This window comes from Arthrobacter sp. S41 (assembly GCF_004320535.1).
In the GTDB taxonomy this organism is placed as follows: domain Bacteria; phylum Actinomycetota; class Actinomycetes; order Actinomycetales; family Micrococcaceae; genus Glutamicibacter.
The window spans coordinates 1,666,156-1,690,392 of record NZ_SIHY01000001.1 but is presented as its reverse complement, the minus strand read 5'-3'; the positions used below and the strand labels follow the sequence as shown (position 1 = coordinate 1,690,392).

Below are 24,237 nucleotides of genomic sequence, written 5' to 3'. Positions count from 1 at the left end.
GAGCAAGCTCAGATATTTTTGTCAAGGGAGGAAATATGAAGTCGGTCTATGCTCCCCGTGGTCGCAGGGAACGGGCTAAAGAAGAAAAACTTAAGCGAATTTTGTCCGCAGCCAGCTACCTGCTCGCTAAAGAGGGAATCAACAGTGTCACAACGCAACAGGTTGCTGACAAAGCAGATATCGCTATCGGAACCCTGTACCTCTACGCGGGAACCAAAGCGGAGCTTTTGATTATGGTGCAGAACCAAAAATTCGCCACCGCAATCGAAGAAGGGCTGGCTGCCGACACCTTGATTAAGGGGCCGGAGCCTCACCCCGTTCGAGACCTCATGGCTCTGATAGACCCGGTGCTGACCTGTATTCGAGAGCATCCAGAAAATGGTCGCACCTACATGCATGAGCTAGTTTTTGGCGACCCCGCAGAACCTCATCGAGCCGAGGGACTGGCCCATGCCCAGCGCTGGGAACAAGGAATGCGAAAGGTGCTCTCGGAGTACGCTGGCCTTGACGCAGCGATACTCGCTCGTGTGATCACCTCGATAGTCCATGTCACTGCAACGGCCACCATGTACCTAGATGACTCATTGCCTGTCATCCGCGCCAACGTTGAACAGCAGATCGCAGCAATCTTGCCAAGAGAAACAAATCTGTATCTAAAGGAGAACTTCCATGAACACCAGCACTAATCACTTTGACGTTGTAGTTCTCGGCGCGGGCCCCGGTGGTTATGTCGCCGCTATCCGTGCCGCACAACTGGGCAAATCGGTGGCCGTCATTGAAAAGCAGTACTGGGGTGGGGTGTGCCTTAATGTGGGCTGTGTTCCTTCCAAGGCCCTGCTGCGCAACGCTGAACTTGCTCACACCTTCACTCATCAAGCTGAACAGTTCGGCATCCGCGGAGAGGTGGACTTTGATTTCTCGGTCGCTTTTGACCGCAGTCGCACCGTAGCCGAGGGAAGAGTTAAAGGTGTGCACTTCCTCATGAAGAAAAACGGCATCACCGAGATCAACGGACTGGGTAGCTTCAGCGACGCTCACACCCTTCAGGTTCAGCTCTCCGAGGGCGGAAGCCAAACCGTCACTTTTGACAACGCCATCATTGCAACGGGCTCCACTGTGAAACTGCTGCCAGGGGTGGAAATAAGTAAGAACGTGGTGACCTTCGAGTCCCAGATCCTTTCCCGAGAACTGCCAAACTCCATGGTGATCGTCGGTGCCGGAGCCATTGGGATGGAATTCGCCTATGTCCTTGCCAACTATGGAGTCGAGGTCACGATTATTGAATACCTTGACCGGGCTCTACCCAATGAAGATCCAGAAGTTTCCAAAGAGATCGCCAAGCAGTATAAGAAGTTGGGTATCACCCTGCTCACCTCGGCCTCGGTGAATACTGTCGAAGATGATGGATCCTTAGTGACCGTGACCTATACACCGAAGGGTGCTGAACCCAAAAGCATCGTTGTGGACAAGGTGCTAATGTCCGTGGGCTTTGCTCCACGCACCGATGGCTATGGGCTGGAAAATACGGGCATCACATTGACCGATCGCGGTGCCATCGGTATCGACGACTACATGCGCACCAATGTGCCACACCTGTACGCGATTGGAGATGTGACCGCAAAGCTGCAGCTGGCCCACGTGGCTGAGGCCCAGGGCGTCGTGGCAGCGGAAACCATCGCCGGCGCAGAAACCCAGACGCTGGGAGACTACCGGATGATGCCACGTGCGACCTTCTCGCAGCCGCAGGTTGCCTCCTTCGGGCTAACTGAACAGCAAGCGCGAGATGACGGCCACGAGCTGAAAATTGCTAAGTTCCCATTTACCGCCAACGCAAAAGCGCACGGCCTGGGTGAACCCGGAGGATTCGTGAAAATCATTGCCGATGCCCAGTATGGTGAGCTGCTCGGCGCACACCTGATCGGTGCCGATGTGGCTGAGCTGTTGCCAGAACTCACGCTCGCTCAAAAGTGGGATCTGACCGCGACCGAACTTGCCCGTAACGTGCACGTTCACCCGACGTTGGGAGAAGCTTTGCAGGAAAGTTTCCACGGGCTTACTGGACACATGATCAATCTCTGAGTGAGTCGATTAAGTCCTTGCCAAGCACAGCGTCCGGGTGTGAGTATCGAGGTACATGGTTGTCGAGGAATCGGGTGCAGCATGGAATCGATCGTTGTCCTTGGTGGGGGTTTAGCCGCTGCAAGCGTCGTGAGCGAATTACGTGAGCGTGGTTATTCCGGGAAGCTGACTTTGATCAGTGATGAAACCGATTTGCCTTATGAACGTCCGCCGTTATCTAAAGGCTTCTTGCAAGGCAAGGAAGAGCCAGCGGACTTCATCGTTCATGACTCCACTTGGTACTCCGAACATGGGGTTGCTCTGCGTCTGGGTGTGGCCGGGATCAGCATTGAAGCGGAACAGCAACGAGTACTGCTAGCGGATGGCGATTCGGTGAGCTATGACCATCTGGTTCTAGCCACCGGATCGCGGGCCAGCCTCGGGAAAGAGGCTCCGATTGCCGGCTATGACTTGCCTGGTGTGCACGTGTTGCGGACGCTGAATGACGCAAAGTCTCTGCGTGAGGACATCACTGAAGGAACGCAAGTAGCCGTGGTCGGCTCTGGCTGGATTGGTATGGAGGTCGCTGCCTCGGCGCGTCAGAGCGGAGCGCGGGTCACCGTGTATTCGCCAACCGACGTTCCGCTGAGCAAGGTTTTTGGCGAGCGCTTCGGAAACTATCTCTTGGAGCTACATCAACGTCACGGTGTCGATGTGCGTACAGCACGGGTACAGGGCATCGAACAAGCGGACGGGCATCTGCAAGTGTATTCGGATGCTGGATCCTCCCGTGCTGACGTTGTAATCCTAGCGATGGGTGCGGTTCCGAATCTGGAACTAGCTGAAACTGCGGGGTTGGACGTGGACGGTGGCGTAGTTGTTGACCAGAGCCTACGAAGTAGTAATCGACAGATTCTCGCAGTGGGAGATATTGCCCAAGCTTTTAACACACATCTCGATCGCCACCTGCGCGTAGAACACTGGGATAACGCAATACGCCAAGGGAAGCTGGCCGCCGCAACGCTCACCGGCGCTGATGAGTCCTCTGACTGGTTGCCGTACTTCTTTACAGACCAGTTTGATCTGGGTATGGAATATGTTGGCCACAGTTCACCGGATGACACAACGGTGATCCGTGGAGATACTGAATCTGGAGAATTCATTATATTCTGGCAGCACGGCCAGACGGTGACTGCTGCGGCCAACGTGAATATTGGGGACGTCAACGATACGTTGCGGACGCTGGTGGGGCGGAACATCGACGCGGAACGTTTGGCCGATGTGCAGATTGATTTGACGCAACTTTAGTTCGGGATTTTTGGTGAATACCGGTTCGTTAGAAAGCAGGAACAGCTGATGGGCACGATGGTTTTGGGTGTGGAACCTGGAATGAATGCAGCCGTGTTGGCGGCCGCTGGAAAGCTGGCGAGAGAATTGCATGCACGTCTGGTGTGCGTTTATGCAGACTCTGGACGGATCATGACGCAAAAGTTGGCCGCCGGAGACCTGTTAACCTCGGCGGGCAAAGTCTCAGAGGAACTAGCGTGGGAGATTTCCTCGGTGATTACTGGTGTCGAATTCGAAACCTACACAGTTGCCGGCGACCCAGCAAAGGTGCTCAGCGCAGTAGCCGAGCAACTTGATGCTCAAATGATTGTTGTCGGTACTCGAAGAGCTGGCTTGCGCAACAGAATGACTGAAATCATTGACGGCTCCATTGCCGTCACCTTGGCGCACAAACAGCTGCGCCCCGTATTGGTTATTCCTCGACAGCCTGAAGCTGCGGAAGATTTCTAGGACGACAATTCAAAATACAGATTTTCGTGGAGTTTGCAGCCGGGGTTGAATAGCGCTTGGCAGTGCGGGCATGAAGATGAAGCACGGTATTCATCAATGCTTAGTTCGCAGCGGCAAACTCCGCAGAGAACTGCGGGTTGATCAAACTTATCTGCCGGCCAAAGTTGGGCCGGATGATCAGCCAATTCGGCGTGGCAGAGGTGGCACGGGTAATAGGTATCGCAGCAGACGTGCTTGAGCGCAATCACGTCGTTGAGCTGATGATAGTGAGCGCATCTGGTTTGTTCATCCATCTGCACACCACGCAAATTCACGTTTATCGCCACGGGACCTCCTAAGAACTTGATGGCCTGTGCAAAAAAGCACGCCGAATGTGCACAATCTGTTTCCTACTATGCACCGTTGCGACTATCTTTGACGATGTGATCCGGGTCATACTCTCTGGTGAAGCTGGTTCCGATGGGGTGACTGGCAAGGGCGTTAGGAAATAAATCGTGGCCAGTGAAACGTCAACAAAATCTGAACGCAAGGGATTGCGCAGGGTAGTAGCGGCTTCCATGGCAGGAACTGTGGTCGAGTGGTATGAATTCTTCCTCTATGCCACCGCCGCCACTTTGGTATTCAACAAGATCTTCTTTCCAGACAACGGCAATGACCTCGACAACATCATCAAAGCCTTCCTCACCTACGCGGTGGGATTCATCGCTAGGCCAATCGGTGGCATTGTCTTTGGACACTTTGGCGACAAGTACGGCCGCAAGCACCTACTACAGGTGGCCATCGTCTTGGTCGGTGCAACGACCTTCTTGATGGGCTGCCTGCCGACCTTCCATTCAGTTGGCTACGCAGCACCAATCATGCTGGTCGCCTTGCGCTTCCTTCAGGGATTTGCTGTGGGTGGCGAGTGGGGCGGCGCGGTGCTGCTAGTAGCCGAACATGCTCCGAGTAAGGAACGTGGATTCTGGGCCTCCTGGCCACAAGCTGCTGTTCCAGTCGGAAACCTGCTGGCAACCGTGGTGCTGTTGGTTCTGTCTTCCACCTTGAGCGACGAAGCTTTCTTGGCCTGGGGTTGGCGTATCGGTTTCTGGCTTTCAGTAATTATCGTCATTGTTGGCTACTACATTCGTACTCGTGTTTCGGACGCACCAATTTTCCAAGAAGCAAAAGCTGAGCTGGAGCAGAATGCTGCCGTCGGCTATGGTGTCGGAGAAGTATTCAAGCGCTACCCACGCGGCGTCTTCACCGCAATGGGACTGCGATTTGGTGAGAACATCATGTACTACATGGTGGTGACCTTCTCGATCACCTACATGGCCACTCAGTTGAAGATGGTGACCTCAACCATCTTGGGCCTGATGCTCATTGCCCACGTCATTCACGCAATCTTGGTTCCGCTGGTTGGACGCTTCACCGATACCCGCGGGCGCCGTCCGGTTTATGCCACTGGCGTTATCCTCATGATGGTCTGGGGTGTAGTGGCATTCCCAATGTTCAACACTGCCAACCTTGGCATCATCCTTGCCGCTATCGTGCTGGGACTTGCGATACACGCACTGATGTATGCTGGCCAGCCAGCCATCATGGCTGAAATGTTCCCAACCCGCATGCGCTACTCAGGTGTTTCCTTGGGCTACCAGGTCACCTCGATCGTGGCCGGTTCCATGGCACCGATCATCGCTACCTGGCTACTGAAGGTCTACGGATCTTGGGTTCCGGTGGCTGGTTACATTGTCTTCGCAGCACTGGTCACCTTGGTCGCAGTCTTCTTCATGCGTGAAACCAAGGGAACTGACTTGAGTGCCATTGACGAAGCGGACCGTTTGGCTACTGATGGTGAGGTTGAAGTAGCAAAGCATTTGAAGATGCAGAAGTAACAGCTTCTTCGATAGCCAAGAAGGTGGTCAGTTCATCACAGAGCTGGCCACCTTCTGTTTTTCTATTGCGTAGGTGCGGAGAACCCAGCGGAGCTTTCCGGGGCGCGGGCGTAGACTTTTCGTCTGGGAAAAACACGTCCAAGGAGAAAAAGATGCAACCGTGCCGACTGTATATTGTGGGCGCCAGCGGATCAGGAACAACGACGCTAGGTAGGGCCGTGGCCACTGCTTGGTCGGTGCCTCATGCTGATTCGGATGACTACTTCTGGCTCCCCAGCGTTCCGCCCTACGTTCAAGCACGGCCCGTCAAAGATCGGGTGGTTCTGATGCTTAGCATGTTTGTGCCACGCGCCGCCTGGGTCTTATCAGGCTCGGTTAATGGGTGGGCAGATTTGGTCTTACGACAATGTGATGCCGTGGTCTTTTTGTCCTTGGACCCTGCGGTGCGCCTCAGCCGGACCAGGCAACGCGAATTGATCCGTCGTGAGGGGGAGGATATCGACAGTGCTGCCTTTGACGAATTTATGCACTGGTCCCAAAGTTACGACGATCCACAATTTCACGGTCGAAACCGGGCTAAACATGAAGCGTGGTTGGATACGTTGAATTGCCCTGTACTGCGCCTTGATAGTTCGCGCAGCGTGCCAGAGCTGTGTGAAGCGGTGCTTAGTTGGGAGCCTGCTCAGGGAACGGAAGAATAAACCAATCCCCATTGGCTGCTGCATCATTCAGCGCTCGAACGGTCGCCTGCACGGCCTTGCTGCGCAGAGCTTCCTCGCGGCCGACAAGCCAATATTCCGAGAGATAACTGAACTGATCGTGCAGCACCGGAATCAGATTCGGGTAATGCTTAGATAAGAAAACGGGGAGTAATCCGAGACCAGCATGATTCATTGTTGCTGCGTACTGCACGGCAATGCTGGTCGAGGAAATTGCTCGCCGCATAGGCGGTAGATGACTGGTCGCCTCGTCGAGCTTGTCCACGGTCAGAGCGGTGTCGATGTAGTAGTTCAGGCTATGCCTAGCCAGCTCTGAAAGTTGTTGCGGAGTTCCATGGACTTCTAGATATTCGGCGGTAGCGTATAGTCGCAATTCATAGTCCATGAGTTTTGTGGAAGCCGCTTTACGGACGTTGGGCTGTCCAATGACTATTTCCAAATCCATGCCGGTGCGAGTCTGCCGCGCACGCGTGGTTTCCGAAACAATTTCAAAAACCAACTGCGGATGACGGGCCTGCAACTTAGCCAAAGCAGGGGCAGCAAGATGAGCGCTGAACGCATCAGGCGCTGCCAAGCGCACGTGACCGGCGAGCGCTGGGGAATCGTCCTCGGTGCTGATCGCTGCTACCGCCTGCTCGATGGCCTCGGCACTGGCCATGGCATGGCGTCCGAGGTCCGTTAGTTCCCAACCGTTGGGTGTCTGTGTCAGCAGGTGGCCGCCCATGGCCTTTTGCAGGGCGTCGATGCGCCGGGAGATTGTCGAGTGGTTCACCCCGAGTACAGCTGCCGCTGCGGTGTAGCGACCCAAGCGTGCCACGGTGAGCAAAGCAATGAGGGATTCGAGGTGGCGGTAATCGATCTGACGGTCCATAGAACCAGTCTGCCATGGGCAGTGTGCGCCAGCGCACACTGCCCATGCGCAATTAGATTGCTCCCAAACATTGAGTGCCCCTAGCAGAGCAACCTACTCTGGCTTGAGAAGACAAAACTCAATGGTGAGGGGATATTCGATGAGCACGTACGCATGGATTGGTCTAGGCAATATGGGCGGACCGATGACCGCCAACCTCGTTGCAGCAGGTCATCAGGTGCTGGGCTTTGATCTCAACGAGGATGCCTGCAATACCGCGGCCCAAGGCGGGGTACAGATCACCAGTTCGGTCCTCGAAGCCATTGATGGTGCCGAAGTAGTCTTCACTATGCTGCCCAAGGGGCAGCACGTGCGCTCGGTGTATGAAGGTGAGGCAGGAATCTGGGCCAACTCCACCAAGGACATGTTGCTCATTGATTCCTCTACCGTGGACATCGAAACTTCACGCTATATCCATGAAGGTTCTACCCAACGTGGTTTGAACTTTGTTGATGCCCCAGTCTCTGGTGGCATTTCCGGGGCAGCTGCAGGAACCCTGGCCTTCATGCTTGGCGGTGCGCAAGAACTCATGGAGCGGGCAACCAACTATATTGCCCCGATGAGTGGGCGGACCATCATCGCAGGTACGGCCACTATGGGCATTGCCGCCAAGATCTGCAACAACATGATGCTCTTTATTGATCTGATGGCTAGCGCCGAAGGCTCTCAGCTGGCCGAAAAGCTCGGACTGGAACCCAAGGTGTTCTGGGAGATCGCTTCGGTCTCGTCGGGCAAATCCTGGGCGCAACAAACCTGGTACCCGGTCCCGGACATTATCGACACTGCCGCGGCCAACAATAATTTTGAGGCCACCTTCCGTGCGGATCTAGCGCGCAAAGATATCGGCCTTGCCTTAGATGCCGGGGAAAGCACCGGGGTGAGCTTGCCGGCGGCGACACTAGCCCGGGAACAATTTGATGAGCTAATTGCCCAAGGGCTGGGGGATAAGGACTGCTCGTTGATCGTCAAAAACCTCTTGCCTGACGGTGCGGTCCGCGGGTGGAACCCAGAGCAGGCAGGCTAAGGGTGCGCTTGATCCAGGCCGCCGTTCTTGAACAACGAGAGAATCAGCAACCCTACGCCGAACACCAACCGCTTTCATTGCGTGAAGTGCAGCTTGATGAACCTGGTCCTGGCGAAGTGCTGGTGCGCATCAACGCCGCGGGGTTATGCCATTCTGATCTATCGGTGATTGATGGCAACCGGCCACGGCCTCTACCTATGGTGCTTGGACATGAATCGGCGGGCATTGTGGAACAGGTCGGTGCCGGGGTGCAGCTGGCAGTGGGCCAGCAAGTCATTTCGGTGTTCCTGCCACGCTGCGAGAAGTGCCAAGCCTGCGCCACCGGAGGAAAGCTACCCTGCACTGCCGGTACCGAAGCCAATACCGCAGGAACGTTGCTCACTGGCACTCGCCGGCTGCAGATGGATGGCCAGGGGGTGCACCACCATCTGGGTGTCTCTGCCTTTGCTACTTATGCCGTGATGGATGCACGCAGCGTGGTGCCGGTAGGAGCTGATATTCCCGCTGAAGTAGCTGCCGTACTTGGCTGCGCGGTACTCACAGGTGGCGGGGCCCTGCGCAATGCAGCCAAAGCTACGGGTGCAGAAGATGTTGCGATCGTTGGGCTCGGCGGAGTAGGCATGGCCGCTTTACTGGTGGCAGTAGGTCAACGCACCACAGGCAAGATTCTGGCGATAGATGCCAATGAAGACAAATTGACCACAGCCTTGGAACTAGGTGCTGACGAAGCCTGTACACCGCAGGACCTTTCCGGGCGTAGCGCCAGCATCGTGATTGAAGCTGCGGGACACCCACGAGCTTTTGAAACCGCGCTGGCCGCTACCGCTGTTGGCGGGACGCTGGTGACCGTGGGGCTTCCTGCACCAGGGGCGATGAGCAGCATTGAACCACTGTCGCTGACGGCTGGGGCAAGAACCATCATCGGCAGCTACATGGGCTCAGCCCTTCCAGCCAACGACATTCCCTGCTACGAAGGCTTATGGCGCGCAGGAAAACTGCCAATCGAGAAGTTGGTGCGTACCCGGCCGATGGCGCAGATCAATGAGGCGTTAGATGAATTGGCTCAGGGGCGTTCAGTTCGCCAAGTACTGCTGCCTTGACCAGTAGGATTGAGGGGTGACTGATTCGACCGCCGGTCCACGAGCACTGGCAACTCTGACCGACATCCGGGTGTTTGATTACCTGTGCACCGCACCGGCGACGCGCACCCAGATTTCTGCCGACCTTGGCATCTCCAAACCCACTGCTTCTCAAGCGATCTCACGATTGCAGGAGAACGGTTTGGCCCTGGCCATTGACCGTCCCTCTGAAACGAAGCGCGGACGTACCCCAGAACGCTACGCGCTACGCGCCGAGTTTGGTCACCTGCTCGCATTGTGCCTGCAAGCCGAATCCTTGCAGGTTCGCGCCACCGATCTGGCGGGCAACATTTTGGTGGATCGGCTCTACGCTTTGACCCCGCACAGTAGCGCCGAAGAAGTCGAAAAGATGGCGGCCACGGAGATCACCCGGGTACACAAGCAGTTGCGCTCGCCGTTGCTTGCTGCTGCAGTCAGTCAGGCAGCTCCGGTGCTCCGTGAGGATTCAGAACGCGTAGTTCCCACCGAGATTTTCCCTGCCTCAGGCGCCAACTTGGCTGGACTCTTTGATCAGAAGACGCCAGTGGTTTTGGACAATGACGTGAACTGGATGGCGGTAGCCGAAGCCGAGAACAGCGACGGCTCACTAATGATGCTCTACATCGGTGCCGGTCTTGGTGCTGGATTGGTCATTGACGGAAAGCTTCATCGCGGACGTCACGGTACTGCCGGCGAACTGGAGAACCAGCTGCTCGGTGAAAAGAACCTACGCGAAGTATTGGGTGAAGCTGGCATGTTCCAGACCCGCGTGCTCTGGGAGAAGCTGGCAGATCAGCGCACGTGGAAACCTTTCCTGAGGCCACTGAGCCAGGTGGTGGCGAATTTGGTCGGTTTTGTTGACCCGCAACAGCTGGTCGTTAGTGGGCCTGCGGTCACCGAAGAATTGTGCCAAGCACTGGCTGACGAGGTTAATGATCGATTGCTGGTTCCAGTGCATGTTCATTCTTCTGCACTCGGAGCCCAGGCTGCCGCACATGGAGCCATTGCTGGTGCGCGCGAAGTCGCATTAGATAAACTTTGGGAAAACTACCGCGAACGTTGACCAAACGGCGGAACCAATATATCGTAAAGAGTCCTTAAAATTTCTTTGCACCGCTGGGGAGAATCCTGATGGCATCATCTGACGCATCGGCAAGTAAGTCGCAGTACGCTGCCATCGGCCTTGACATGGGCGGATCTTCGATCAAGTACGCCTTGGTCGGTACCGACGGAAAACTTGTCGAAAGTACCGTGAATAAGGCGACCACCCCAGAGGGTGCTCACCCAGATGCTGTGGCCGAAGTTATGGCGCAGATCATCATCGATTTGCAGAAGGTCACCGGCGAGGATCTTGCCGGCATTCCCGTGGGAGTCACCGTGCCAGGCATCGTCATTGACGGTGTAGTGCACTCGGCAGCAAACATCGACAAGGCATGGATCGGCCTTGACGCCACCACCATGCTCGGCAAAGTCTTGGGCCGCGAAGTCCACGTGCTCAACGATGCAGATGCCGCAGGCGTAGCTGAAGTCTTTGCTGGCGCAGGTTCCAAGGACGGCATTCCACTCAAGGGCAGCACCTTGTTGCTGACCCTGGGCACCGGAATCGGTTCAGCATTCTTCCGTGATGGTGTGCTCTTCCCTAACGTGGAATTTGGCCACCTAGAAATCGACGGATTTGATGCTGAAAGCAAGGCAGCCGCACGCGTTATGCGCGAAGAGGACCTGAGCTGGGAGCAGTACATTCAGCGACTGCAGCGCTACCTGTCGCACGTTGAATTCTTGTGCAGCCCTGACTTGATTGTCATTGGCGGCGCAATCTCCGAGGACCACGAGCACTTCTTGCCTAAGCTGGAGTTGCGCGCAAAAGTTGTGCCTGCGCAATTCAACAACGCCGCCGGAGTGTTGGGCGCAGCGCAGCGCGCCATGCATCCAAACAACTAAGGAACTAATGCATACCATTGACCCGAACGCCCAAATTAAGCTCGTTGCCGTTGACATGGACGGCACCTTTTTGGACGGAGACGGTCAAATCCCGGATGACGCTTGGGGCGTGATTGACCAGCTTCAGGCTCGCGGCATCAAGTTTGTGCCCGCCTCAGGCCGGCAGTTCGCCACCCTGCGCGAGCAGTTCGCGCAGCTCGGCGAAATCGCCATCATTGCCGAAAACGGCACCGTGGTGATGGATGGCGACAAAGAAATCTACTCCAACATCATCGATTCGGCATCTGTGGATGCGGTCATTGATGCGGTCCGAGCACAAGAAGCGCTGGATGCTGGATTGGTGTTGTGCGGACGACGTACTGCCTATGTTGAACGCAATGACGAAGAATTCATGCAGGCAGTCGCACCGTACTACCGTGCAGTTGAGGTCGTTAAAAACCTCAATGACGTTGATGATGAAATCATCAAGATGGCAGTGAACGTTGGCACCAGCAAGGTCCAAGAAATGGCTGATGTGCTTGATGTTCCGCTGCAGGTTGTCATCTCTGGAAGCCACTGGGTTGACGCCATGAACCACGGTGTACACAAGGGACTAGCTCTTGGTGCGCTGCAAAAGGAACTAGGCATCAACGACGACGAAACTGTCGTGTTTGGTGATTACCCTAATGATCTGGAAATGATCAAGGCAGCCACCTACTCCTTCGCCATGGCCAACGCCCACTCCGACGTTGCCGCGGCCGCGAACTTCACGGCCCCAGCCAATACCGAACACGGTGTGCTGCAGGTCTTGCGCGCCTACCTTGACGGGCGCACAGCCCTCTAGCGCCCCAAGTAGTGCATTAATCCTGCCACCGCAGCACGAACTCCGGTATCCAGAGCTCCACGGTATTCCGGCAGGAAGAACGGCGAATGGTTGACCGCAGGTGAAGTATCTTGTGGGTCAGCGCCGCCAAACATCCAAAAGACATTGGGCACGCCGATGGCATCGGCCAGTGCGCCAAAGTCTTCGGATCCCATCGCTGGGGGAGCCAAGCGGATCTGATCTTCTCCGAACTCTTCACCAAATGCCGGTACCAGCTGTTCGGTGTGCTGCGGATCGTTGTAAAGACGAGGGAAAGTATACAACTCGGTGATCTTCGGTTGTGGCGCATCGGATGCCTCAGCTTCTGCATTGATGATGCGAGTGACAGCGGCAAGCACCTTGGCACGTACCGGGTCGGTAAGCGTGCGGATATTTAAGGTGAACACCGCGGAATCTGGAATGATATTTTCCTTCAGCCCAGCGTGGAAGGAACCACAAGTCACCACGGCAGAATCCAATGGGTTGAGCTCGCGTGAGGTGATGGTCTGCAATCGGGTAATGATGTTGGCGCCCAGCACTATCGGATCAATAGAATCCTGCGGCTGGGATCCGTGGGCTTGTTTGCCGTAGAGGGTCACCTCCAAGGAGTCGGCCATCGCCATGGCAGATTTAGGGGTCACCGAGATCGTGCCGGTGGCAAAGGGGAAAACATGCTGGCCCAGCACCACCTGCGGAAGTGGAACCTTCTCCCATAATCCGTCGGCCACCATGGCGCTAGCTCCGGCGCTGGTTTCCTCACCCGGCTGGAAAATGAAGATGACGGTGCCCTGCCACGAAGTGGAACTGCGGACCAAGATTCGTGCCGTAGCCAGCGCACTGGCCCTATGGGTGTCGTGCCCGCAGCCATGCATCACCGGTACCTCGGTGCCGTCGGAAAGCGTGCCGCGTGCGGTCGAAGCATAGTCGACCTTGGTGTCCTCCTGGATGGGCAATCCATCACTATCGGCCCGGAAAGCCACCACTGGTCCCCGACCATTTCGCAGGATGCCCACCACACCGGTGCCCCCGCACCGGAAGTTTTCGATGCCCATATCGGTGAGCTGTGATTCGATGAAGCTGGCGGTATTGTGCTCCTGCATCGACAGTTCCGGACTCTGGTGCAGGTGCAGGTAGTCCTGGTGTAGTTTGTTGGTATCGATCTCGGTGAGCTGAAGTGTGGTTTGCACGGGGAGTACCTCTTAGCTTTCTGAAGTGTAGGTTTTCTTGCGGTCGCGCAATACCCAGGAAAAGGCGGTGGAGCAGATAACCACGATGGCGGTAGCGAACATCGCCAAGGATGGGGCTAGAGGGACAAACACAAAGGTCATCAGCAGCGCTAATACGATGGCAATCACGGTGGGTCGCAACGACTTCATCGCCACAATGCTCTGGACCAATACCGCCCCCATCAGTGACGGCAGAATGTACAGTCGGGCCGCGTCGGTGATCTCTGCGGGAATCAGCGAAACCAGCCACGTTCCCAGCAGACCTACCAGAAGCAGCAAGCTGGTCAGGTGCACCGTTGCCGCACCACAGATAGCCATCACCGCAGCCAAGTCCCCGCGTTTGGTGCCAGGCTTGGCCAATGGTGGACTGAGCAACGATGGCCGCTGGCAGTAGCTTATTGGAGATGTTGCCGATCATGAACGCCTGGTACATGGCAGCAGATCCAAGAATCGGGAAGTACGTCAGTGGCTCGACAATCCAGAGCACTCCAAAGGTTCCGGCCACGGCGAGGAACGCCACCCAGACCATGGACCCGGTGATCTCCAGTCCGCTGAAGAACGCGATGTAAATTGGACCAATCAGTGATAGCACCAGTCCAATGATCATGGTGTTTCGACCATAGCGGCTGGTTTGCTTTTCAAAGCGCTCGATCGAGGCATCAGCGCTGGAAAGTTGTGGTGTCGCAGTCATGATGATTCCTTAAGCGGTGTGCAAGAAATAGGCGGCAATAATCGAGACGACGATGGAAATACCCAACGCCCATTCCTTCAGCCATTTGAGCTGAAGCGTCTTGGCCAGATAGAGGCACAAGCCCATCATGGCCGCGGAGATGAAGACCAGAATCATGTGGACGTTGGACTTTGGCAGTTCCGCGATGGTCAACGCGCTGAAAGCCCCGAGCAGAGCTGCGGTAGGCACCAGAGCCATCACCGCAGGGTTACGTTTGGCTAGATTATTTCCACCTTTTTTGAGCAGTGGAGTCATGATCAAGGTGCAGATCATCCACATTGCACCGGAAAGGCTCATGGCCATAAAGGCCACACCGAAGACCTGCTGGGTGTAAGTCTCACCGCCGAGGGCAGCTCCCATGGTGCTGGCCGAAATGCTGGCTGAGCCGGTTTCTGCAGCGGCCGATCCGATCAACCCGATGCGTACCAAAACGGCTGGGGTGCCGAAAAGCGCCAACATGCGATGGCTACTAGCACCACGGCGAGGGATGGGCCGATGGACGCAACAGCGCCAGCACGTAAGGATTCCTTGACTTCCGCCAAGGGCATGTCCACATGCGGTGCTGCCTTTTTTACGGCCCTGGTGTAGAGCACGCACTGTACAAAGATGACTGCAAAGACACCTAGTGCGCAGAACCAAAGTACTGGGGAGTTGGCAAGTGCCCAGATGTCTGTGGAACCCGGATCACCTGCCGCCATAATCTGTTGCGTTTTCATTAGCGCTTCTTGCCCTGCGAACCATTGATATGAGGCACGTCTCTTTGGGTCTCAACGATCCGCTATCACAGTACAGCTGACAAGATCTGAAAGGTTTAGCCAGATTCTTGTCTAAACACCCAGTTTGATGCGCAGTTCTCACCTGAAAATGGAGGAAATCGCGCCATTTCAGTTGAAACAAAATGGTATCTAGGCGCAAAAGTGATTGCTTATTGGGGAGTTTGGCCTGAAATTTGAATCTATGGCTGATATTCAAGTATTGGGTGAAGTGGAACGACGTATCGTCGTTGCGCTTCAGGTAGATGGCAGAGCAACATGGCGAAAGATTGCCAAAGTCATTGGTGAACCGGAAAGAACGGTCGCCCACTATGGTTCAGCATTGTTAGATGAAGGCAAGGTCAAAGTTGCAGCCATCGCTCATCGTAAGGCCGCGGTCATTGCTTCACTCAAGTGCGCGCCTGGAACTATACCTGTAGCCATTGAAGCTATCTCGCAGCGCTCAGATACTTCATTCACTTACATGGTTACCGGCGAGAGTGACGTGGTTAGCGAACTACATTATGACGGTGGGCTTGAAGACATTCTGACCTTGCAATTGCCGGCAACACCCGGACTGAGCAGCATTCAGAGTTATCCGATTCTGAAATACTTCAAGACTGTTCGAGCGTAGAGGGCAGGATCGCTCAGCGATGCTCAGGAAGCCGCGCTCACTCCCAGCGCAGGTGGGGAACTCACCACGTGGAATCCTGCCGATGGCATGACCGATATTGATCGCTTGATTGTTGAGGTCCTGCGCAACAATGGCCGGGCAAGTATCGACAGCATTTCTCGGCAGGTGAGGATGAGCGAAACTTCGGTTTCGCGCCGAGTGGACGCCCTGCTACGAGGAGAACATATCAGTATTCGCACGTTGGTTGATCCTGCGCTGATGGGGTTCCAAGTCGAAGCACTATTGCGGATTCAAGTTTCACCAGCCAGCGTGGACGCGGACGGGAATAAGCTCAAAACGTTGCCACAGGTCCGCTATGTAGCGGCAGTGGCTGGAGACGCTCAGCTGCTGGTAGAGGTCACTGTTGCTAGTCAGCGGGATCTTTACGAATTCATTGCCGCCACCGACTGGGGCGAGATGGTCCAGCTGCGCACTTCAATGGTGCTCGGAGCGCGCAAGCGTGGTGGACGAATGGTCGAAGAATTACGTTATAGGTAAGAGCGTAGCGTCAAATACGGCACTACAAAGGTCAAAATCTAATGAATGAGCCCCGCCACTCCAGCGTTCACCTGTGACTAGGTGAGAGCTGAAGGTGCGGGGCCAACGGAAGTGAAAAAATTTCAGATCATGGCAAGGCTTTATCCGGAGACGGTGGACGCAAAATCTGTCTCTTGGAATTCAAAGCCTGCGTGGGCAAGAACTTCGCTGGTGACCTTGCGTCCGGTCAATGCAACGCGTGCGTTGGAGCCCATGACCGCGGCACCAATCTTTGGCAGTACCGAGCCGGTAGGAATTCCTGGCAAGCCAGCGACGGAGCGTAGCGCCGCCATCACCTCAGCATTACGCAGCGGCGTAGGACTGGCGGCATGTACCAGTCCGGCAGGGATCTGCGGGGTTTCAAATCCAAGCATGCACCGAATGACCCGAAGCCAGTCCTGCAAGCCAATCCAGCTGAACCACTGTTGTCCGTCGCCCATGCGTCCGCCAAGACCGGTATTCACCAACATATTCAGTGGGCCAAGCAGCGGTGCATCGGGGTGCATCACCAACGAGGTGCGCAGTACATAACGCTGTGCTGCATTTACGTCAGCTTCGTCAAAGGCCTGTTCCCAGGCAGAGGCGACACCGGTCATCTCCGGCAGCGCGCGGCGGTCCGTTGGTAGCGGACTGGACTCGGTGAGATCCGCTTCGCCGGCATCCCCGAAGATTGCGGTGGTGCTGGACTGAATCCAGGTAGCTAGTTGGGGTGCGGAAGCTGCGGCATGCGCCAACGTCTGGGTGGTGGTCACACGCGAGTCAGTCAGCGCTGCGATATTTGCCGGAGTATTGCGCTTGTCCACTCGCTCACCAGCAAGGTTGATCAGATGCACCGGATGCTCACTATGAAGCACTCGGGTCCATGGACCTTGATGGACGCCGTCCCAGGTATATTGCTCTGCGGGGAAATCTTCTGCGGTTTTGCGGGTGAGCACAGCTACCGAGATGCCACGGCAAATCAGATCAGCCGCGAGGTTTCTACCCAGGAAGCCTCGGCCGCCTGCAATAACCACTTGGGCGTCTTTCTTGCGGTGAGCTGTCGGAGCGGTGATCTTATACAGTCGTGCTGCAGCTACCGCGAAGTCTTTGCATAAGGCATTGGCCACGGTGAATTTAAACGCGGTAGTACCGGGGCCGGAGAGGTTCACGGTGAAGTGCAACAGGGCGCCGCCCTCATGCTCATCAACCTGCCAGCGTAGGCTCATGGAGCCACCGGGCTGCGGCTGCGTGAACTCAACCATGCGGGTCTGGTGATTGCGTCGAGTGATCGTGCCGGTGGGCGCAGTATTCCGGTGTAACGGGCCAAAGATCTTGCCAGGAGGTAGAAGATCTACTTTGGTTCCGACGCCGCGCTGGTCGTCATGAACCACAAATCCGTCGAAGCTCTTCATCCATTGGCCGGTCTGCGACAGGTTGCCAACAATCGAATAGACGGCGTTGGGGTCGGCGGCCAGGAACTGGGTTTCGGTGCGCTGCCAGTGGGTATATTTATTCTGGGTGCTCATCGTGCTTGTTCCTTCCAGCTCGGTACATCGGGCATAGCTCAAGGCTACTGGGCGCGGCTATGTTTTCTACGTGCGACATCGGTGTGTGAAGGGCATGAAAAAGCTCCCCGTATCCTCAAACCGTGAAGGTAACGAGGACAGGGGGAGCTAGATCAACTAGTGCTTAGGCAGTGACCTTTGCGCCGACTTCCTGTTCCATCTCGGAGAACTCCGAATCGATGGCTGGATTTGGACGGTAGGTGGCCCGAGAGACCAACCAAGCAACCACCAAGGCTACGACAAAACCAGGAACGATTTCGTACATAGCCGAGGACAGTGGCTTGATATTTCCCCAGATAAAGACCACAACTGCGCCGGAAACCATGCCAGCAAAACCACCGACGGCGGTTAGCTTGCGCCAGTACAGAGCCAACAGAACGATCGGGCCGAAGGCCGCACCGAATCCGGCCCATGCGAAGGAAACCAGGTCCAGAATCGAGGAGTTAGGGTTCAACGCAAGCAACGCTGCCACGACGGCAATGAGCAGAACGCCTGCTCGGCCGAGGTTTACCAGCGCCGTAGGTGAAGCCTTGCGACCGGTGATGTTGTACAGGTCTTCCACCAACGCAGAGGAGCAAACGATCAGCTGCGAGGACATGGTGGACATGATGGCTGCCAACACAGCGGCCAAAACCAGGCCAGCAATTAGTGGGTGGAAGAAGATCTGGCTGAGCAGCAGGAAGACGGTTTCGCTGCTTGACTTATCCAGAGGCTTATCAGCAAAGTGCGCGACACCAATGAATGCGGTCAGTACTGCACCCAAGGTGGTCAGGAACATCCAGGTCATGCCAATTCCGCGGGCGGCCTTAGCTTCACCCGGGGAGCGCAGAGCCATGAAGCGAACGATGATATGTGGTTGGCCGAAGTAGCCCAGACCCCACGCTGCGGTGGAGAAAATTGCTACGGCTGCCACGATCCAGCTGCTGTCGTTGAAGGACGAGAACAGGTTAAAAGCCTCTGGATTCACGGTCGTGATTCGCGAACCGAGGGTCTGGAAGTCACCCATGCGAATCACGGCAACAATTGGCACTGCGATCAACGCAGCGAACATCAAAACACCCTGAACCATGTCGGTCAAGGAAGCTCCGAGGAAGCCACCGAAGAGCGTGTATAGCAAGGTAATGAAGGCAACAAAGAACATGCCAGAAAGATATGGCCAGCCGAAGGATGCTTCGAAGAACTTGCCTGCGGCAACCATGCCTGAAGAGACATAGAAGGTGAAGAACACCAGGATGATCAGCGAAGATCCGATGCGCAACAGGTGGCGGTTGTCCTTCAGACGCTTCTCAAAGAAGCTCGGGATGGTGATGGCGTTCTCGGAGATCGCGGTGTAGGAACGCAGTCGCGGAGCGACAAACTTCCAGTTCAGCCATGCACCGATCAGCAGGCCGATACCGATCCATGCTTCGTGCAGGCCGCCGAGGTAGATGGCTCCGGGGAGACCCATCAGCAGCCAGCCGGACATGTCGGAAGCTCCGGCGGAAAGGGCTGCTACCCAAGGCTTCAGGCCACGGTCAGCGAGCATGTAGTCGTCAATGTTGTTGGTTCGGCGATACGCGATATAGCCGATGCCAAGCATGGCGGCCATATAAATTGCGATCGCAATCATCTGGAAAGTCTGGTCGGACATTATTCCTCATTACCGTTGCTGTCCCGAAACGTAGATTGTGTTCGGGACGCGGATTCAAGTGGTGCGCGTCACCACTATGACACGAAAGGTGTGGTTTCTCGCAAGTGTCATAACAGTTGTGATGGTCGATACTTCTATTCGACCGTATCGAAATCTTTGGGCGTAGCCAAAATTACAGAGTTGTTTGCGTCACTCATTCCCGGTTGTGCATGGAGCATATTGCGCACGGCCTGAATGCCCGGGGATTTGGTGGATGAATGCCGCATGGCGGTGAAAATGGTGCGGGCCGGGGCGCCGGGTAGGTCCACGGTGCGCAGGGTGTGCTGGTTGGAACGCAACACTAAATCTGGCAACATCGCCACGGCATTTCCAGTTTGAACCAGTTCCACGTGCGCCTGTAGGTCGGCGGTTTCGTACCGCAGATCCGGTTCAAAACCTGCCAGCCGGCAAGCCTGCAAAGCCCAATGTCGGCTGGCAGCTCCGTCGGGTTCAACCACCCACGGCAAACTGGCCGCGTGTTCCAACAAGGTGACTCGATCAAAGTCTTCATTGCCAACTGATCCCAAGGCGGGCAGGGCCAGACGAATCGGGTCATGAGTCAATACCCTGCGGTCAAGGTTGGAATAGTGTGGGGCCGAGTGTCCTGAATATTGCTCAGCGACGACGAGGTCAAAGCTTCGACTGCTGGTTTCTTCCAGCGCGTCAGCCGGTTCTTGCTGGCTCATTTCAACCCGCAGCTGAGGATATTTTCGGCGCAGTTCGCGCAGCACCGGTGGCATGAGTGCGAGCATGGCGGTTTGGAAGACGGCCAGCCGTACGGTGCCAGCAACTGAGGACATGGTGCCAGCCAAATCTGCTTCGGCCTGTTCCATGGCTTCAAGCAAAGTTTCGGTGTGGGCCACCAAAAGCTGCGCCTGGGCGGTGAGCTTCAGGGTGCGGCCGGTGCGTCGAAGCAGTTGCACTCCGGCCTCGGCTTCCAACTGACTAAGCTGTTGCGAAACCGAGGAAGGAGAGTAGCTCAGCGAATCGGCTACTTCGGCAATGGTTCCGCGGATGCTTAGCTCGCGCAACAGTCGTAATCGTCGCAGTTCAAGCACGGGTTTTCCGCCGTTCGGTCGGGTTTGAAATGATGCGTAAAGATACATTAGCAAACCCGAACAAATATCTTCGGTTTTGTTCACTTTTGCTTAATGCAACTTAGGTTCATACTCGAAATTGCACACAGCTAATTTGTTCGGGAACACAGCAATCGCTACCCGCCAAAAAAGCCATAACGACTTACGCGTTCGGTGCCGAACCAAGACTGAAATAATTTGCATCGAAGGGACCAATAAGTGTCTTCTCTCTCCACCCAGCACACCGTGCCAGCAGCAGTAGATGTTGATGGCAATCCGCTCACCTCACCGGCAGATCTTGCCGATGAAGTTATTGCCTTGGTGCGCCGTTGGCTCACCGAAGCAGCTGACTATCCGGTGGATGCAGCGGCTGCCCGACTGGCAGGTGTGCTCAAAGATCCCAACGGCCTGGACTTCACCGTGGGATTTGTTGACGGCGTTATTCGCCCTGAAGATCTCAACGTTGCCGCAGCCAACCTGAAGAAGCTGGCACCAAAGGTTCCAAGCTTCCTACCTTGGTACATGCGCAAGGCCGTGGGTCTCGGTGGAGCCATGGCGCCGGTAGTGCCTCAAATCGTTGTTCCTATCGCGCGCAAGGTTTTGCGCGAAATGGTGGGACACCTGATCATTGACGCGTCCGAAGCCAAACTGGGCGGAGCAATCAAGAAGATCAAGCGTGACGGGGTGAACCTGAACGTGAACCTGCTGGGCGAGGCCATCTTGGGCGAGGGCGAAGCCGCCCGCCGTCTTGAAGGAACCACCACCCTGCTTGAACGCGATGACGTGGACTACGTCTCCATCAAGGTTTCTTCCACTGTCGCCCCGCACAACCACTGGGCCTTTGATGAAGCGGTGGAGCACATTGTTGAAAAGCTCAGCCCGCTGTACGCACTTGCGATCAGCAACCCTAAGAAAAAATTCATCAACCTGGACATGGAAGAGTACAAGGATCTTGAGCTGACCATTGCGGTCTTCACCAAGATTCTCTCGAAGCCAGAGTTTAAAGATTTGCCGGCCGGTATCGTCTTGCAGGCCTACTTGCCAGATGCCCTCTCGGCAATGATTCAGCTGCAGGAATTTTCCGCAGCACGTGTAGCCGACGGCGGAGCGCCAATCAAGGTGCGCGTGGTCAAGGGCGCTAACCTGCCGATGGAAACCATGGAAGCTGACATCCACGGCTGGCCACTGGCTACCTGGCACAGCAAGCAAGACTCGGACACCAGCTACAAGTCCGTTCTGGAATACGCCTTGCGCCCAGAGCACGTGAAGAACGTACGTATCGGCGTTGCCGGACACAACCTCTTTGATGTTGCCCTAGCTTGGCTACTGGCCAAGTCCCGCAATGTCACGGACGGCATTGAATTTGAAATGCTCCTTGGCATGGCCACCGGCCAGGCCGAAGCGGTGCGTAAAGAAGTCGGCTCCCTGCTGCTGTACACCCCGGTAGTGCACCCACAGGAATTTGATGTTGCAATCGCTTACCTGATTCGCCGCCTTGAAGAAGGCGCAAGCCAAGAAAACTTCATGTCTGCGGTCTTTGAACTCTCAAAGAATGAACAGCTTTTTGAACGTGAAAAGAACCGTTTCTTAGCTTCCTTGGACGCACTGACCGATGTGGTTCCTGCACCACACCGCGTACAGGACCGAAACATTGAAGATCCAGCCTTGGCGCAGCGCGTTGCTGGTTTTGCCGATGGAACCACCGAATTCTTCAACACCCCGGATACCGACCCGGATCTTTTGCAAAACCGAACCTGGGGCCGCGAAATTCTCTCCAAGATGCGTGACTCCTCGCTGGGCAAAGACTTGGTCAAGGCGAACACCATCAACGCCGCCGGCGAATTGGATGAAGCCATCGCCATGGGTGTTGATGCTTCGCAGGCTTGGCAGGCGCTGGGATCAGCAAAGCGTGCCGATATCCTGCACCGCGGTGGACTGCTCTTTGAAGAGCGTCGCGCCACCTTGCTGGAAGTTCTTGGCTCCGAGTGTGGCAAGACCATTGACCAAGGTGACGTTGAAATCTCTGAGGCCATCGACTTTGCCCACTACTACTCGCAGCTTGGCCGCGAACTGGACTCAGTGGACGGCGCAGAATACGTACCATCCAAGCTGACCGTGGTGACTCCACCATGGAACTTCCCGATGGCCATTCCTGCAGGTTCAACCCTTTCGGCGTTGGCTTCCGGCTCGGCAGTGATCATCAAGCCAGCGACTCAGGCAGCTCGTGTTGGTTCGGTTATGGTGCAGTGCCTGTGGGACGCTGGCGTGCCAAAGGATGTACTGCAGCTTGTCTTCGTGGGTGATCGTTCGTTGGGTCAGCAGTTGGTTTCCGATGAGCGAGTAGATCGTTTGATCCTCACCGGTGGTTACGAAACCGCAGAACTCTTCCGTTCTTTCCGCAAGGACCTGCCACTGTTGGCTGAGACCTCGGGTAAGAATGCCATTATTGTTACCCCAAATGCAGACCTTGATCTAGCTGCCCGCGATGTAGTGCAGTCGGCTTTTGGTCACGCCGGACAGAAGTGCTCAGCGGCCTCGCTGGTAGTTCTGGTTGGATCGGTTGCTGACTCACGTCGGTTTAACAACCAGCTGATCGATGCGGTCAAGTCGCTGAAGGTTGGCTACCCGTGGAACCCTGAATCGCAGATGGGCCCGTTGATCGATGAACCCGGCGAGAAGCTCAAGCGCGGTTTGACCACCTTGGGAGACGGTGAGCGCTGGGCAGTTGAGCCAAAGCAGTTGGATGACTCCGGCAAGCTCTACTCTCCCGGTGTGCGCTACGGTGTGCAACGTGGCAGCGAATACCACAAGACCGAATACTTCGGCCCAATTCTTGGTGTGATGACCGCGGCGACTCTGGAAGAGGCAGTGGAAATCGTCAACGAGGTGGACTACGGACTGACCTCGGGACTGCATTCCTTGGACCGTGGCGAGATGGCTTACTGGATGGATAACATCCAAGCAGGCAATATCTATGTCAACCGTGGCATCACCGGTGCTATCGTTCAGCGTCAGCCATTTGGTGGTTGGAAGAAGTCCGCTATTGGTGCAGGCACCAAGGCCGGCGGCCCTAATTACCTGATCGGTATGGGTAGCTTCAAGGATGCTCCGGTGAAGGACACCGCTGCTTTGTCTCGCTTTGATGAGCGACTACTCGCAGCGGCCGAGCTGGATGAGTCACAGCTGCAGTGGCTGACCGCTGCTTTGGGCAGTGACAAGTACTGGTGGAACGCTGAGTTCAACAAGGCCAAGGACCGTTCCGGTCTGCAGGCTGAGCGCAACGTTTTCCGCTACTGCTCGGTGGATGTCACCGTGCGCTTTGAGCAAGAAACCAGTGGCCATGGTTTGGCTGAGGCTTTGCGCGTTGTTGCTGCCGGCGTCACCGCAGGCTCCCGCGTATACCTCTCGGTGGATGCGCAGCTTTCAACGCAGGTTCGTGGCTTGCTGGCTGAACACTCGGTGACCGTGGTGCGTGAAACCAGCGACCAGTTTGCTGCTCGGGCTGCCAAGCTTGCGGCGAAGACCGGTCCGGATTCGGCAGCTCGGATCCGTTTGATTGGTGGATCGATCAAGGCGGTTGCCGAGGCAACCGACGGCAAGCCAGATGTCGCCATCTACGCTTCGCCAGTGACCGGTGCCGGGCGAGTAGAGCTACTGCCATTCCTGCACGAGCAGGCAGTATCTATTACCGCCCACCGTTTTGGTACGCCAAACCACCTCAGTGACGGTTTGGTCTAAGCGCTCATAA

Annotated in this window: 22 protein-coding genes and 1 pseudogene; 15 read left to right on the top strand and 8 right to left on the bottom strand. The window is 55.9% G+C overall.

The features are described 5' to 3' along the window. Positions 1–35: 35 nt before the first annotated feature. The 4 genes from EYR88_RS07775 to EYR88_RS07760 all read left to right on the top strand — a co-directional run bounded on the left by EYR88_RS07775 (position 36) and on the right by EYR88_RS07760 (position 3,855). Complete coding sequence (locus EYR88_RS07775; RefSeq protein ID WP_131089074.1) at positions 36–686, top strand: TetR/AcrR family transcriptional regulator; 651 nt, start codon at positions 36–38, stop codon at positions 684–686. Continuing rightward, positions 670–2,079, top strand: a complete 1,410-nt coding sequence (gene lpdA, locus EYR88_RS07770; RefSeq protein WP_131089073.1) for a dihydrolipoyl dehydrogenase — start codon at positions 670–672, stop codon at positions 2,077–2,079. The genes EYR88_RS07775 and lpdA overlap by 17 nt, the downstream gene beginning before the upstream one ends. An 81-nt stretch (positions 2,080–2,160) precedes the next feature. After that, the gene (locus EYR88_RS07765; RefSeq protein ID WP_131089072.1) at positions 2,161–3,366 is read left to right on the top strand and encodes an FAD-dependent oxidoreductase; all 1,206 of its coding nucleotides are present in this window, start codon (positions 2,161–2,163) and stop codon (positions 3,364–3,366) included. A gap of 48 nt (positions 3,367–3,414) precedes the next feature. Next, positions 3,415–3,855 carry a universal stress protein gene (locus EYR88_RS07760; protein WP_131089071.1) on the top strand — a complete coding sequence of 147 codons (441 nt, stop codon included), beginning with the start codon at positions 3,415–3,417 and terminating at the stop codon, positions 3,853–3,855. Here the strand turns inward: EYR88_RS07760 and EYR88_RS07755 are convergent. Continuing rightward, complete coding sequence (locus tag EYR88_RS07755; protein WP_315973780.1) at positions 3,852–4,181, bottom strand: CHY zinc finger protein; 330 nt, start codon at positions 4,179–4,181, stop codon at positions 3,852–3,854. The two genes, EYR88_RS07760 and EYR88_RS07755, sit on opposite strands and share 4 nt — an antisense overlap. Positions 4,182–4,349: 168 nt before the next feature. Here EYR88_RS07755 and EYR88_RS07750 point away from each other — a divergent pair, with 168 nt between their 5' ends. Further along, positions 4,350–5,729 (top strand): MFS transporter, encoded by a 1,380-nt coding sequence (locus tag EYR88_RS07750; protein ID WP_278184784.1) that lies wholly within the window; start codon positions 4,350–4,352, stop codon positions 5,727–5,729. Positions 5,730–5,881: 152 nt separating this feature from the next. Further along, complete coding sequence (locus tag EYR88_RS07745) at positions 5,882–6,430, top strand: hypothetical protein (RefSeq protein ID WP_131089070.1); 549 nt, start codon at positions 5,882–5,884, stop codon at positions 6,428–6,430. Here EYR88_RS07745 and EYR88_RS07740 read toward each other — a convergent pair. After that, positions 6,396–7,319: a LysR family transcriptional regulator gene (locus EYR88_RS07740; RefSeq protein WP_131089069.1), complete on the bottom strand. Its 924-nt coding sequence runs from the start codon at positions 7,317–7,319 to the stop codon at positions 6,396–6,398. The two genes, EYR88_RS07745 and EYR88_RS07740, sit on opposite strands and share 35 nt — an antisense overlap. 139 nt (positions 7,320–7,458) lie before the next feature. Here EYR88_RS07740 and mmsB point away from each other — a divergent pair, with 139 nt between their 5' ends. The 5 genes from mmsB to EYR88_RS07715 all read left to right on the top strand — a co-directional run bounded on the left by mmsB (position 7,459) and on the right by EYR88_RS07715 (position 12,264). Next, positions 7,459–8,382, top strand: coding sequence for a 3-hydroxyisobutyrate dehydrogenase (gene mmsB / locus EYR88_RS07735; protein WP_131089068.1), 924 nt, complete (start codon positions 7,459–7,461; stop codon positions 8,380–8,382). Positions 8,383–8,384: 2 nt separating this feature from the next. Then, on the top strand, positions 8,385–9,482 hold the full coding sequence (locus tag EYR88_RS07730) for an alcohol dehydrogenase catalytic domain-containing protein (RefSeq protein ID WP_131089067.1): 1,098 nt from the start codon (positions 8,385–8,387) through the stop codon (positions 9,480–9,482). A 16-nt stretch (positions 9,483–9,498) separates the two neighbouring features. Beyond that, complete coding sequence (locus EYR88_RS07725; protein ID WP_131089066.1) at positions 9,499–10,563, top strand: ROK family transcriptional regulator; 1,065 nt, start codon at positions 9,499–9,501, stop codon at positions 10,561–10,563. 68 nt (positions 10,564–10,631) lie between these two features. Continuing rightward, positions 10,632–11,441, top strand: coding sequence for a polyphosphate--glucose phosphotransferase (gene ppgK, locus EYR88_RS07720; RefSeq protein WP_131089065.1), 810 nt, complete (start codon positions 10,632–10,634; stop codon positions 11,439–11,441). A gap of 7 nt (positions 11,442–11,448) precedes the next feature. Beyond that, positions 11,449–12,264: an HAD family hydrolase gene (locus tag EYR88_RS07715; protein ID WP_131089064.1), complete on the top strand. Its 816-nt coding sequence runs from the start codon at positions 11,449–11,451 to the stop codon at positions 12,262–12,264. Here EYR88_RS07715 and EYR88_RS07710 read toward each other — a convergent pair. Both EYR88_RS07710 and EYR88_RS16415 read right to left on the bottom strand, forming a co-directional pair. Then, positions 12,261–13,469, bottom strand: coding sequence for an amidohydrolase (locus tag EYR88_RS07710; RefSeq protein WP_131089063.1), 1,209 nt, complete (start codon positions 13,467–13,469; stop codon positions 12,261–12,263). The two genes, EYR88_RS07715 and EYR88_RS07710, sit on opposite strands and share 4 nt — an antisense overlap. 12 nt (positions 13,470–13,481) lie before the next feature. Continuing rightward, positions 13,482–13,883, bottom strand: coding sequence for a hypothetical protein (locus EYR88_RS16415; RefSeq protein ID WP_347559256.1), 402 nt, complete (start codon positions 13,881–13,883; stop codon positions 13,482–13,484). Between the two features lie 41 nt (positions 13,884–13,924). Between EYR88_RS16415 and EYR88_RS16410 the strand changes: the two genes are divergently transcribed. Further along, positions 13,925–14,077: a hypothetical protein gene (locus EYR88_RS16410; protein ID WP_347559255.1), complete on the top strand. Its 153-nt coding sequence runs from the start codon at positions 13,925–13,927 to the stop codon at positions 14,075–14,077. A 131-nt stretch (positions 14,078–14,208) separates the two neighbouring features. Here the strand turns inward: EYR88_RS16410 and EYR88_RS07700 are convergent. Further along, a pseudogene (locus EYR88_RS07700) lies at positions 14,209–14,954 on the bottom strand (DUF5058 family protein). Positions 14,955–15,195: 241 nt separating this feature from the next. On the opposite strand from EYR88_RS07700, the gene EYR88_RS07695 reads away from it, so the two are divergent. Both EYR88_RS07695 and EYR88_RS07690 read left to right on the top strand, forming a co-directional pair. After that, entirely contained in the window at positions 15,196–15,624 is a 429-nt protein-coding gene (locus tag EYR88_RS07695; RefSeq protein ID WP_131089062.1) for an Lrp/AsnC family transcriptional regulator, read from the top strand. Positions 15,625–15,711: 87 nt separating this feature from the next. Next, on the top strand, positions 15,712–16,161 hold the full coding sequence (locus EYR88_RS07690; protein WP_131089061.1) for an AsnC family transcriptional regulator: 450 nt from the start codon (positions 15,712–15,714) through the stop codon (positions 16,159–16,161). Positions 16,162–16,301: 140 nt separating this feature from the next. On the opposite strand, the gene EYR88_RS07685 is transcribed toward EYR88_RS07690, so the two are convergent. From EYR88_RS07685 to EYR88_RS07675, 3 genes are all read right to left on the bottom strand, one after another. Continuing rightward, positions 16,302–17,705 carry an NAD-dependent epimerase/dehydratase family protein gene (locus EYR88_RS07685; RefSeq protein ID WP_242632487.1) on the bottom strand — a complete coding sequence of 468 codons (1,404 nt, stop codon included), beginning with the start codon at positions 17,703–17,705 and terminating at the stop codon, positions 16,302–16,304. 163 nt (positions 17,706–17,868) lie between these two features. Next, positions 17,869–19,374 (bottom strand): sodium/proline symporter PutP, encoded by a 1,506-nt coding sequence (gene putP / locus EYR88_RS07680; protein ID WP_131089060.1) that lies wholly within the window; start codon positions 19,372–19,374, stop codon positions 17,869–17,871. A gap of 134 nt (positions 19,375–19,508) precedes the next feature. Next, positions 19,509–20,471 carry a LysR substrate-binding domain-containing protein gene (locus EYR88_RS07675; protein ID WP_131089059.1) on the bottom strand — a complete coding sequence of 321 codons (963 nt, stop codon included), beginning with the start codon at positions 20,469–20,471 and terminating at the stop codon, positions 19,509–19,511. 264 nt (positions 20,472–20,735) lie between these two features. Between EYR88_RS07675 and EYR88_RS07670 the strand changes: the two genes are divergently transcribed. After that, positions 20,736–24,227: a proline dehydrogenase family protein gene (locus EYR88_RS07670; protein ID WP_242632550.1), complete on the top strand. Its 3,492-nt coding sequence runs from the start codon at positions 20,736–20,738 to the stop codon at positions 24,225–24,227. Positions 24,228–24,237 lie beyond the last annotated feature (10 nt).